Below are 13,147 nucleotides of genomic sequence, written 5' to 3'. Positions count from 1 at the left end.
TATAAAGTTTAATTACTGCACCTTCAATAAAAGAAATATCATATTGAAATTTTGGAACTACTCGTGGTTCAAACTCAGCGTTTCTATCTCTTGGTATTTTTAAATTTATATCACCAAATTGTGATCTAACTTTTTTATCATATGAACCATTTCTGTAATTATCTTTAATTGCTTTTTCATGTTCATATCTATCATAACCAAGATAATTTTTCATCTCTTCTTGTAAAATTTTTTCAATTAAATCTTTAGTTTGAGACTTAAGAATTTCTTGAACGTCTTCAATAGTCTTTGGTTTGTACTGATTATATAATTTTTCAGTATCAAGATTAAATGTATTTTTCTTTTGCATAAAAAATCTCCTAATATAAATATTTTAAATTAAATATTTGCTATTAAGAGAATTTACACAAAATTAACTACACTTCCGATATTCTCTTTCTAAAAGATCCGTATATTGCACAATAAAGGCATACAAAAAGGCTAACATTACCATGTTAACTTTTTTGTACGCCTTTAAAATACCTGATTTTTATTAAAAACGGGCATTAGTATAAAAAACACTGAAAGTTTAAAATCCATTAATAAAATCTTTTATCTTTTTTGATAACTCAGAAAATGTAAGTTTTTGACAAGTTTGATTAAAGTTTGGGAATATTTCGCTCTTTAAAATTGAAAAGAAATATTCAACTTTTCTATTATCTAAACTATTTCCTATTAAAAACACTTCAATGAATTTGAAGTGTTAATATTTTAGAAGTTATTTTTATATTTAATTGATAACTATCTAATTACCAAATTGAGAATGATATAAATTAGTGTAAAAACCATTTTGATCTAATAATTCTTGGTGAGAACCAGATTCTATTATTTTTCCTTCATTTACAACTAAAATTAAATCAGCATTCTTAATAGTGCTTAATCTATGAGCAATAACAAAACAAGTTTTATGTTGCATTAAATGCAACATACTTTTTTGAACAATTCTTTCTGTACTTGAATCTATATTTGATGTAGCTTCATCTAATATTAAAATATTTCTATTTGATAATATAGCGCGTGATAATGACAACAATTGTCTTTGACCTTGTGAAATATTCATTCCATTATTTTCAATTAAAGTATCATAACCATTTTCCATATTTTGAATAAAATGGTGCGCTTGAGTTAATTCAGTTGCTTGATTAATTTCTTCAAAAGAAGCATCGGGATTAGTTGTTTTTAAGTTTTCTAGTATTGTTTCATTAAATAAAAATGAATCTTGTAATACTATTGTTAAAATATCTCTTAAATCATCTGAATTAATTTCTTTTAACTCATTTCCATCTATTCTAATACTTCCTTTTTCATAATCATAATATTTTGTTATTAAGTTAATAATGGTAGTTTTACCTGCACCTGTTGGTCCAACAATAGCAATTACCTTACCTTGTTCTGCCACAAAGGAAGCATTTTTTAATTGGTATTGTTCTGAATATTCATTATATTTAAAATAAACATTTTCAAATTCTACTTTACCTTTTACTGATTTATATTCTGTTAAATTAGTATCAAAATTTATTTTTTTTCAAGCATAAAATCCAAATAAGTCTTGTTTATTAGTTTCTATGTAACTATTAGATTTTTCATCATATTTTATTTTTACTATTCTAATTTTTTCGTTTTCTCTATTCACTTCTTTTGAAACAAGAATTTTCATTACTCTAGTAGTTGAAGCAATACCTACTTGTAAACTAAATATTGTTCCAAGTGCAGCTTGAGTAGGACCTATAAAGTTTCAATTAAGAGAAATAAAAGTAAAAATTATTGCAGCAGTAGCTTTTCCATTAGAATCAGCACCCAGACCTGGTATTCCTAATACACTTCAAGAATTTAAATAAAATAAAGCAGAAATTACAGTGATAATTAATATAATTGAATTTGAAATAACATAATATATAGTTTCAAAACTACGCACTATGATATCACCTTTAAATGAAATATCCCTAATTTTTTTAGTAATAGATTGTAATTGTTTATATATAAAATCTTGTTGATTAAATACATTTGTTACTTTAGTGTTTGATAGCATTTCTTCTACAAAAGCATTTAATTCTCCAAAAGTTTCTTGAACTTTTATAAAGTAAGGTTGAGATTTTTTTATTAGTAAAATAACACCAATAAACATCAATATAGATAAAGGTATAACAATTATAGTTAAAGCAAATGAAACAAATGACATAAACACTATAGATATTGTGATATTGAATAATGCATTAATTATTTGTGTAGAACTCTGGTATAAAGAGTTTGCAATATTATTAACATCAACTATTAAACTAGAAATTAAATCACCAGTTTTATTTGAATCATAATATGAAATTGGTAGTTTATGTAGTTTCTTAATTAAATTATTTCTCAATCTACTTGTTGCATTGAATGAAATTTTTACATACATTCTATTTTCAAGATATCTAAAAATTGCATATATCAAATAACTTATTAATAAAGAAGTAACTAAACCTCAAAACAGAGGTTCGTTTACATCTAAAGGATTTACATCACCTTTTGCAATTGGTTCAAATATCAAGTTAACTATAAAACCTATTAAAAAACTTCCACCAATATATGCAATTGCATTGATTAGAGAAAAAATAAAAGAAATATAAAGAATTTTTTTGTCTTCTTTAATAAAAGAGAGCAAAACTTTTAAAGTTTTTATATTATTACTTTTCAAAATTCCTCCTATTGTTCTAGTTGATTATTATTAACGTCTTCATATCAAGGACAATTTTTTATTAATTCTTGATGAGTACCTTGAGCAATTATTCTACCTTTATCTAATACAATAATATTATCTGCGTGCTTTATTGAGTTAATTTTTTGAGATATTATAATATTAGTTGTATTATAGTTGTTTTTAATATTTTGAATTAAATTTTTGGTTGTTATATTATCTAAAGCACTTGTTGAATCATCGAGAATTAAAATTTTAGGATTTATAAGCAATGTTCTAGCAATAGATAAACGTTGTTTTTGTCCTCCAGATAAGTTTTTTCCTCTTTGACCTATTATATGATCTAATTTATCTGGAAATGAATTAATGAATGAGTTTGCACAAGCATTATTAATTGCTTTTTGTATTTCATCTTCATTTGCATTTGTTTTAGCAAATAATAAGTTGGATTTTATTGTTCCTGAATATAACAATGAATCTTGATAAACAATTCCAATGTTTTCTCTTAGTTGTTTGGAATTTATTTCTTTAACTTCTTTATTTTCAATTAAAATATTACCATCATTGTATTTCATATTATTAACTAATAAATTAGCAATAGTTGACTTACCAGAACCAGTTGGTCCTATAATTCCTAATGTATGACCAGCAGGAATTTTAAAATTGATATCTTTTAGTACATAATCTTCAGATGTGTCAAAATATTTAAAATTAAAGTTCTTAAATTCAATTGAGTAATTAGAATCATTAGATAAGTTAAGTCCATTTAAAACTAATAAGTCATCATATTTTGTTTCAATAACATCAATAATCCTTTTAGAAGAAACTCTAGCCCTAAAAAAAGTTCCTAAAAATTGACTAAAAGTAGTTATACCTAAAGCTATAATAAATTCATATTCAATAAATGTGTTAATTTTAGCAACTAGTTGAGCATGATCTAAATCAGGTTGATTTTGAATCATTAAATATGCAGTTGTATATATGAAGACTACAACCAAGTTAACTATAAAGAAAAATGAAGGCATAGCTGCTGAAAATAAGTTAAAGACATTTATTTCAGTATTTTTTCATTTTGTATTAAAATTTTTAAATTTTTTGTATTGCTGGTTTTGTAGGTTGTATGCTTTGATAAACCTTATACCTAAAATATTTTCATCCGATTCTTTTGTTATTGAATCTAAATTTTTTCTATTTTTAGAAATTAAAGGTCTTACTTTTTTAAAAATTAATCCCATTACTAAAACAAGCAAAGGAATTACAGCAATAATTGAAAAAGTTAAATTAACATCAGTTAAAAAAGCAAAAACTAACCCAGCAATAATATAAAAAGGAGCTTTAACTAATGAAGTAGAAGCACTAACTAAAAAGTCTCAAAAAACTGCTACATCATCATTTATTCTTGTTATTAAACTTTCTGGTGTAAAATGAGCAATATCCTTTAAAGAAAGTAATTGATATTTTTTAAATAAAGTATCTCGATAAAAGTTAGATGCTTTTTCACCTGCTCACACGATTAATAATAAACTAGTTATTGATATAACTGAAGAAACTATAATCAAAGAAACGGTGAGAACTAAAAGTAAGACTAAAGCATTAGAAAAAGAAGATGTTTTATAAACTTCAATATTAAATAAAACTATTTTATACAATTCTCGTTTTTCTATTAATAAAGGAAGAAATTGAGCTATTAAAATAGGGATAAACATAGTTAAAATAACATTTAATAAAACTAAACAAATACCTAAAAAAAGTTGTTTTTTTAATTGTTTAGGTAAAATTTTAAACATTTTTAACATAATTTCTCCTTATTTTTCATCTTCTCATTCAAATTCAAAACCATAAATTGAAACTGTATCACCTTTTTGGATGTCCTTTTTCATTAAACCTTCCCATACACCTATTTTCTTTAAAATATTATTAAATCTAACCAAATTATCATATGTGTTAATTGGTATTTTATGATATATTTCTTCTACTTTTTTTCCAGAAACTTCATAATAACCTTTATATGGAGAATTAATAATAAAATCAGGTTCATATGAAATAACTTTAACTTCTGGTGTTTCATTAGAAATAGTGGTAAAGTTATATTCTTGTATTAGTTTTCACAATTTACCTTTTACGGTATCTAAATTTTCTCTAAAAATTGCTGATATTTCTATTAATTCAATATTTGGATATTTTTTCTTAAACTTTTTAACTTTTTCTTTAAAGCAATCAGTATCAGATTTATTAGCAATTACTAATTGTGGTTTTTGTTCCAGTTTTAAATTGTATGTTTTTAATTCGTTATTTATGACTTCATAATCTTGAATTGGATCTTTATCTTGTGAACCAAAATCTATAATGTGTGCTATAACTCTACAACGTTCTATGTGTTTTAGAAATTGAATTCCTAAACCCTTACCTAGTGAAGCACCTTTGATTAAACCAGGTAAATCAGCAACGGTAAATGAATTGTCAAAGTATTCTACCATTCCTAATTGAGGAACTAATGTTGTAAATTCATAATCCGCAACTTTTGCGTTTGCATTTGAAATAGAGTTTAAAAAAGTCGATTTACCAGCAGATGGTTTTCCTACTACACCTACATCAGAAAGAATTTTTAACACTATTTTAGCTTCATATTTTTCTCCTGGCATACCATTTTCACATATTTTAGGAGCAGTATTTTTAGGTGTTTTAAATTTATTATTTCCTCTTCCACCCTTTCCTCCTGAAGCAATTAAATATGGTTTATTAGCTTCAATAACATCTGCAATTAATTTATTCCCATTATAAACTAATGTTCCTATAGGAACATTTATATATGTATCTTCAGCATTTGCTCCATATAAATTTTTAGGTCCACCTTTTATTCCGTCTTTTGCAACAATATGTTTGTTTTTATAAAAACTTAATAATGTATTTTTGCCTAAGTCACCAACGAAGTAAATATGACCACCTCTACCACCGTCTCCACCATCAGGTCCACCTTTATCAACGTGTGCTTCTCTACGGAACGAAATCATTCCATCTCCACCTTTTCCTGCTTGGACACTTATAGTTATTTCATCAATAAATCTAGCCATAAAACCTCTTTTTAATAGTTAGTATAAATATTTTTAAATTCTATCATATTATTAAAAATAATGCATTAGTTAGAATTATATTTTGTTTAAATAAAATAATTTTAAATATAAAAAGAAAATGGGTTCATAAATCTCTTTGTTTTATCTTTTTGTAAAATTTAATTATAAGAGTGATTGTGTTGATTAAAAAATATTAAAAATTTACTTATTTTTAGTGGAATTTGTATAATTTTTTCTACTAGTGCTATTTATACTTCATTTTACAAAGATGATTATTATAAAGAAACAGAAAAGAAGAATTCAATTATCCGTTCAGAGTTAAAAAGATTATAAAGATTGCAAAATAAAACTCAAGAACAAGAGAAAATATGTTTATATACGATTTATATGGTATAAAATTTTTATTACTAATTACTAAAACTACAACCTCACTAATCGATCGAGATAGTTTTGTTACAATTGAAATAAAATTCAAAACATTAAACTATTAAAAATCAAGAAGTTTTATATGCAGGAATTTATGGATTCTTAATAAAAGACAAAGATTTATACTATAGTATTTCAAACAAAACATATTTTGATTATAAAGAAGCGAATTAAAATTAGATATAAAATTCATGTATTTTACAAAAATACATGAATTATTTTTATCCTTATTTGGTGATTTTAGATATTGCGAGAGTTAAAGGAATAGAACCCTTACATGCAGTTTTAGAGACTGTACCACTACCACTCTATACCAAACCCCGTTTTTATGTAAAAAAACTATTGCTACTTTTATATATAGTTTATTTCACTAAATTATTTCACTAAATTTGGTTTATAAATTTTTCAACCATTTGATTAAATTCTTCAACTTTTGTTGTTGAGTTAAAAAATGGTAAACCAATAATTTTATAATTTTTAAAAAATAAATTATTAATTTGTGAGGTATTACTAATTTGATTTAAAAATTCTTCTTTTCATTTATCTTCTTCTAATAAATGCGTTCCTTTAGGTTCGATAAATGTTTGATATGTTATATTGTCATTGTTGATTTTTTTTCTACAAAATAGTACAAAATCAGGTTCAAAACGCTCACCTGAATCAAAAGAATAAATTGCTAATTCTGGAAATCTTTCATTTCTGATTAAGTAATATTCTAAATCTTTTGCTTTTAATTTTGGTTCAATGTGTGTTTTGAAATATTTAATAAAAAGTTTTTCTTCAGAAGTACCATAGTTATCATTAAAAACATATCATTGTTCATTATTTAAATCAATTTGATATTCTTGATTGTGTGATTCATTTTGCGAAGCACCCTTACCACCGTTGTTGTCAACTTTTTCTAGATAAACTGTTTTATCTTTAATCACGTTTTTAAGCGGTTTTGGTTCAAAGGTTTTAGAGCCTTTGTATTCTGGCTTGATTAATGATATTTTTGTAGATATTTCACTTAAAACTTTTTTGAGTGCTCTAAAAATTTCCCTTCCACTTAAATGATCATCAAGATAAGAGATTTCAATTTTAATATTACCTAAAAAATCATCGCTTGTAAAAAACTCTTGTTTTGATTTTAGTGTAGGATATTTTGCTTTTAAAAAATCAAATCTAAATTCATTAAAAAATTCTGAAGCGCCTAATAAAATATTTAAATTAATTTCTTTAATTTTAAATAATGTAATATTTATTTTTTCCTTAGTGATAATATCATTATTATTTGGCTCATTAAATAAATCTAAAACATTACCCTTACCAGTATAAGACTTATAATAGTATGTATTGTTTTTTAAAGATGAATCAATACTTTTAACTTCTTTTCTGCTTTTTATTTCTTTTTTATTCGAAAAGATTCAAGCATTTTCAAAAAAATCAGATTCTTTAAACTCTTGTTTTAATTTATATTCAATTTTAATTGGATCTGGTGATTGTAATCCTGTTTCAATTAATGCTTGTCTTAGTTCAAAAATATATTTTGAATCATTTTTACTATGAAAAAACATTGTTTCTAAAATTCTTTTATCATTTGTTAAATCATTATCATATTTACGAACAAACTTTAGTTCTTCATCTTCATCTATAAATGGGCAGTATCTTGCTCCTCTTCCAATTAATTGTGCTTCTTTGATTGTGTATGTACCAACTTTTCCTGGTTTTCCCGATCCTTGTCTTGTATCATATAAACGAACTATATCAAACAAGTTTAATACATCTCACCCTTCGTTTAACATATCAACAGCAAAAATTAACCTAATTGGATTATTAGTATCTTCAAGTGAATTTACTAATAATTGATTAGTCTTATTATTATCTTCAGAACCATTCATAATGATAGATGTTTCTTTAGTAAATGAATTTTGAATTGAATTTACTAATAATTCTAGGGAATTATCTTTTTCTTTAAAGTATTGTAATGCTTTGGTTAAAACAGGAATTTCAGCATGAATTAATGAAAATAAGTTTTGTGTTGTAATTTCTTTTATGTTTTTAAAGAATTCATCATAAAAAGATCTTGATTCAGCAATTTTTTGTGATTTTAACATTAAAACGGGTTTAATATTTAATTTCAAATCAGTAAATAAAAATTTTCTGTATTCACTTATTACAAGTGCAATTAAAGTTCTGGTTCACAAATCAGTATCTGTTGCTAAATTTTGAAAATCTTTCGTGTATCCACTTTGTCTAAATGATACTAAAGGATAATTAAAAATAATTTTGTCTTTATATTTATTTAAAACATTTGTATCTTTTAAATCACAAGTTGCAGTGAATTCAAGCATTACATTATCTTTATTTCTATTAAAAGCATTCATTACTGAATATTCTCAACTATTTTTCTCTTCTTGTTCATCCTTAGTTGGTTTTTTAGTTAATGAATTGATGTGATGACTTTCATCTGAGATAAAGACAACTTTATTATTTTCAAAATCATCATAAGTAATTGCATTTTCTTTTGAAAAGAATAAATCTAAGTGCAGTTTTTGTGTAGTAGTAAAAACAATTTCAATATCATTGTCTAGTGTGTTATTACTAAAATTGTCAACTTTTTTAATTTTAATTTTGTTACCTAAATATTCAATATCATTATCAAATAAATATTTATTTGATAAGTTATTAATAAAGTTATCAATTGTTTTTTCTAAAACATTTGTTTGGTTTACAAAAAATAAGAATTTTCTATAACCTTTTGTATATAAATACAAAATTAAACCAGCCATTATAACTGTTTTCCCTGAGCCAGTTGCCATATGAAACAAATTATGAATTTGTTTATTTTTGCGTAATTTTTCATTTTCAAAATATGATACAAAACTTTCATATGCATCTATTTGATAAGGTCTTAATTTAATTTTTTTTGATAAGCCACTTTCAATTATTGTAGGAAGTTCAGAAACTAAACCAGCTTCATTTAATATTTGTATTTTTTCATATAAAAATTGATTATTATTCATATTATGTTTCCTTATAAAATGATTTACTGAATTTAATATCTTCTTCTTTTACACTGAATGATTCATCTTTAATATCAGAATAATTTACATATAATTTATTTTTATCTATTAATTTAATAAGTGCTTGTTTTTTATCTTTTAATGATAATGTTTCAAATTCTTTGTCAACATCTTGTAATTCTTGTGTTGTTAAATATGGAACAATTCTGTTATCAGAATAAATTAGGTTTTTAATGATTGTAATGTTTTCATTGCTTGCATCTTGGATTTGAGAAATTAAAGAATTTGTATTTTCAAGCAATTCACAGTATACAAATGACCCCCCCATTTCAATTAACTGATTTTGAAATTCCACCTTGTTCTCCATCAATAACTTTTTTTAGACGTTCAACTGTTATATCATTTATGTAATCCATTTGTTCAATACCTATGTATCTACGATTCATTTTGTGAGCTACTGCTGCAGTTGTACCTGAACCAAGGAAGAAGTCGACTACTAGGTCGTTTTCATTTGTGGAAGATTTGAAAATTCTTTCTATTAATTTTTCTGGCTTTTGACCTGCCCCAAAATTTATATTACCTTCAAATTTTATAGAACTTCATGATATGTCATCTCATAAAGTTCCAGCCTTTTCTGTTTTATATATAAAATTATTTTCAATTACTATTGTTTCTTTTAAAAAACTTATTAATCTCTTTTTATTTCCTATAAAACCAACATCAGTTAATTTCCCTTTATTTTTACCAGATACTGGAATATATTGAGCAATAATAAAATCATAATCATTTGGAATTTTTTTTATTCTATCTCTAATTGAAGTTTGAGCATTTTCTGTTGTATAAATTTTATCAATATATTTTATATATATTTCTTCTTCAGAACAATTTTCTTGTTTAGCCAAAGTTTTTACACTTACTGATTTATAATTTTTCATTTCATAAATTTTTATAATATTACCATAACCATCAATAATATCATCAATATAAAAAGGCTTTCCTACATCTAACATAACATTAGTATATGCAAAATTTTTACCTTCTTTTTCTTTTGTTTTAATATATTCGTACAGTGGAGTTTTAATATACTGAGTTTTTAATATTGAGTCACTTTTACCATAAACTAAAATATATTCAACGTTTTTTTTCATTTTTTTATCTTCTCCACCACCACTAGCACCAGAAGAGGTTTTTGATTTAACAATAATAGTATTTATATAATTATTATTTCCAAAAACTTCATCCATTAGAATTTTTAGATATGCATAACCATCATCGCTAATTTGCAGAAAAATAAATCCATCATTTTTTAAAATTTTTTTTGCTAAATCCAGTCTATTTTTCATAAAATTGAGTCAAGTTGATAATTTAAAATTACTATTATAAAGAAAAGTGTCTTCTTCTCTTGTTGAATTAAAATAATATGGTGGATCAATGTAAATACATTTTACTTTCCCTTCATATTTTTTTAAAAGTGATGCAAGTGCAATTAAATTATTTCCTTTGATAATTAAATTATCATTTTCATCAAATGTGATATTTTCTTGAACACCATCTTTTGTATATCTTTTAGCATTACTTAAAACTTTTGGCACAAGCATTTGATTAATTTCATCAGAAGCAATTATTTCATTATAAAAGATTTCATCTCTTTTTTGATCATCTTTATTTTGTCCACCTTCAAGCAAACAATCTTTATAAGGAAAATCTAAAACAACATCGTTTGTTTTAGATAAAAACTCACCATTATGAGTTAATCCAATTTTGTTTGTATATCTTGTGTATGAGTTAGGTAAAAACTCCTTAGAATCGATAAATCAAGCAAATTTTTGTTTGTCAAATATTAATGTTCCACTAATTTCAATAAAAAATCTTTGTTTGATATCGTTATTACTTAGTAATAAAGATAATAAATCTTTATTCATAGTCATAACATCACTATAAACTTTTGCTTTTAAGAGTTTATTGTTTTCTGATATATATTTTGGATTATTCATTAATATTTCTTTGGTTGTTTGAAAAATATTTTTGTTCATAGAATATACGCTTCCTTTCTTGTAATATTACTTCTTGTCATTTCTTAATAGTGTTTAATTCATGAGTTTTAAATTTAGGAAAATACAAGAAACAATTGTTGCTTTTATGCACAGTTTTTTTTAAATTACTTTATACCAGAAACTATCTTTATAACTACTTGGTTTATTTTGTTAAAAAAAGTATTTACATCATTTATGTTATCATTTTTATCATATTTAGAAATAATTTTCAATATATCATTTATGTTTTTTTGTGTATAAAAATTATCGGACAATTCTCATTCTTCATTATCTTTAATTCCAATAACATTTCATAAATTAACTATGAAATAACACAAAACAAAAACTAAACCTTCAAAATTATCTCTATGTTCTTCATAATCTTTAATTGTTTTGTTTGTAAGGTATATATTTCTATCTTTTATTTGGTCCATAATTTTCTTTAGTTTTTTATCTTCAACATTAAGTTTAAAGTCTTCTTTTAAGAAAATTTGAACATACGTATAAACCAATGATATGATATAAAGTGAAGTCATTTTTTTATATCAACTGTTCCTCTTGTTTTATCAAATTGATTTTTTGTATCTTGTTTTTCTTTATTTCATAAATGCTTTGCGATAGATTTTATTATTTTTTCTATTAATATTTCATTTAATTTTTCAGTGTTAAAAAACATTTCTAATGATGATTCATTAATAGTTTCTAAATTTAAATCAGTATCTATTTTTGAAATTAACTTTTTAAATATAAATACTAATTTTTCTTTATCTTTAATAAATTTTTTATAAACGTATTCAAAAATATTTAAACAAAGTCTTATGTTATTAGAATATGCAACTTTATTTTTAAAGCAATCTTTATTCTTGTAAAAAATATTATTTTTTAAAATATTAAAAGTATCAATTGGAATAGTTTTTGTTTTTTCTGAAATATTTGATAAAGTTTTATATGCGTCGTAAATTTTGTTTATATTATTATCATTATGTTTTTTGCTATTGATTTTATAAAAAATACTTCCTTCATTTAATGATTCATCTCAATTTGTAGTATCTGGAATTTCTTTAATGTTTTTATGATATAAAACAATATTATTTTTATTGTTTTCATCATAATCAAATTTAAAAAAAAGAAATATTGTATTCGCTTCAAGTTTATTTGAAAATGTATAAAATTTATGTTTTACATAATCCGTTGCCAATTCAGGAATTATTTTTTTAGTTCTATTCATTTTATACTCGACGAAAATATAGTATATTTCATTTTTATATTCTAATTTAAATGTACAGTCAATTGTCATCCATCTTTTTCATTCATCTTGTTTATGTTTTAAACCTTCTATAGATTTTTTATATTCTGTTTTTTCTTTTCCATTTTTCTTAAATATAGATGGTGTTTTTATATAGTGCTCAGTAAGTTTCATTGGTACAGGAGCAATGCTTTTTTCAATTACTTTAATTAATTTATCAGAAAATCAATCAGCAATTGTTCTTTCATTATCTAATTGACTTGAAACGTTATAGTTATTTTCTATTTCTTCTGAATATTTTTCATACATATTTACAAAATCTTTTAATTGATTATTAATTTCATTAAGTTTACCAAATAAAATATTAAGTAACTCTTTATGTTTATTTTCCATATTAATCTTTTAATATTAATTTATTACAACAATATTCAGTAGAATTATAAAAACAATTATTATTCATATTACTCCTTATCATAGAATGATTTACTAAACTTCTTATCTGCTTCATTTATATTAAATGATTCATCTTCAATATCAGAATAATTTACATATAACTTGTTTTTATCTATTAATTTAATAAGTGCTTGTTTTTTATCTTTTAATGATAATGTTTCAAAATCTTTATCAACATCTTGTAATTCTTTTGTTGTTAA

At 23.4% G+C, this 13,147-nt stretch carries 11 protein-coding genes and 1 pseudogene; 1 reads left to right on the top strand and 11 read right to left on the bottom strand.

Annotation, left to right across the window (positions count from 1 at the left end):
* The 5 genes and pseudogenes from T405_RS03660 to obgE all read right to left on the bottom strand — a co-directional run.
* The coding region (locus tag T405_RS03660) for a transposase (protein WP_036431423.1) at positions 1 to 349 on the bottom strand (349 nt) is incomplete at its 3' end.
* Positions 350 to 568: 219 nt separating this feature from the next.
* Positions 569 to 715, bottom strand: a pseudogene (locus T405_RS04110) (IS3 family transposase); the annotation flags it as partial.
* 69 nt (positions 716 to 784) lie between these two features.
* Positions 785 to 2,713, bottom strand: a complete 1,929-nt coding sequence (locus T405_RS03655) for an ABC transporter ATP-binding protein (protein ID WP_258408973.1) — start codon at positions 2,711 to 2,713, stop codon at positions 785 to 787.
* An 8-nt stretch (positions 2,714 to 2,721) separates the two neighbouring features.
* On the bottom strand, positions 2,722 to 4,509 hold the full coding sequence (locus tag T405_RS03650; protein ID WP_036431419.1) for an ABC transporter ATP-binding protein: 1,788 nt from the start codon (positions 4,507 to 4,509) through the stop codon (positions 2,722 to 2,724).
* A 9-nt stretch (positions 4,510 to 4,518) separates the two neighbouring features.
* Positions 4,519 to 5,784 carry a GTPase ObgE gene (gene obgE, locus T405_RS03645; protein WP_036431416.1) on the bottom strand — a complete coding sequence of 422 codons (1,266 nt, stop codon included), beginning with the start codon at positions 5,782 to 5,784 and terminating at the stop codon, positions 4,519 to 4,521.
* A gap of 368 nt (positions 5,785 to 6,152) precedes the next feature.
* On the opposite strand from obgE, the gene T405_RS04105 reads away from it, so the two are divergent.
* Positions 6,153 to 6,275: a hypothetical protein gene (locus tag T405_RS04105; protein WP_258408972.1), complete on the top strand. Its 123-nt coding sequence runs from the start codon at positions 6,153 to 6,155 to the stop codon at positions 6,273 to 6,275.
* Positions 6,276 to 6,593: 318 nt separating this feature from the next.
* On the opposite strand, the gene T405_RS03640 is transcribed toward T405_RS04105, so the two are convergent.
* The 6 genes from T405_RS03640 to T405_RS03980 all read right to left on the bottom strand — a co-directional run.
* On the bottom strand, positions 6,594 to 9,215 hold the full coding sequence (locus tag T405_RS03640; RefSeq protein WP_036431413.1) for a DEAD/DEAH box helicase family protein: 2,622 nt from the start codon (positions 9,213 to 9,215) through the stop codon (positions 6,594 to 6,596).
* Position 9,216: 1 nt separating this feature from the next.
* On the bottom strand, positions 9,217 to 9,516 hold the full coding sequence (locus T405_RS04100) for a hypothetical protein (protein WP_084271918.1): 300 nt from the start codon (positions 9,514 to 9,516) through the stop codon (positions 9,217 to 9,219).
* Positions 9,446 to 11,248, bottom strand: a complete 1,803-nt coding sequence (locus T405_RS03635) for a DNA methyltransferase (RefSeq protein WP_084271917.1) — start codon at positions 11,246 to 11,248, stop codon at positions 9,446 to 9,448. Before T405_RS03635 ends, T405_RS04100 begins: the two co-directional genes overlap by 71 nt.
* A 125-nt stretch (positions 11,249 to 11,373) precedes the next feature.
* On the bottom strand, positions 11,374 to 11,760 hold the full coding sequence (locus tag T405_RS03630) for a hypothetical protein (protein ID WP_156951264.1): 387 nt from the start codon (positions 11,758 to 11,760) through the stop codon (positions 11,374 to 11,376).
* A complete protein-coding gene (locus T405_RS03625) occupies positions 11,730 to 12,887 on the bottom strand; it encodes a hypothetical protein (RefSeq protein WP_036431409.1) in 1,158 nt (385 codons plus the stop codon). Before T405_RS03625 ends, T405_RS03630 begins: the two co-directional genes overlap by 31 nt.
* 68 nt (positions 12,888 to 12,955) lie before the next feature.
* Positions 12,956 to 13,147: hypothetical protein (locus T405_RS03980; protein ID WP_036431406.1), on the bottom strand; the 192-nt coding region annotated here is incomplete at its 5' end.

Origin of the sequence: Mycoplasmopsis felis ATCC 23391 (assembly GCF_000701865.1) — a bacterium.
Lineage (GTDB): Bacteria > Bacillota_I > Bacilli_A > Mycoplasmatales > Metamycoplasmataceae > Mycoplasmopsis > Mycoplasmopsis felis.
The sequence above is the reverse complement of the archived record's forward strand: the minus strand, read 5'-3'. Positions and strand labels throughout refer to the sequence as shown.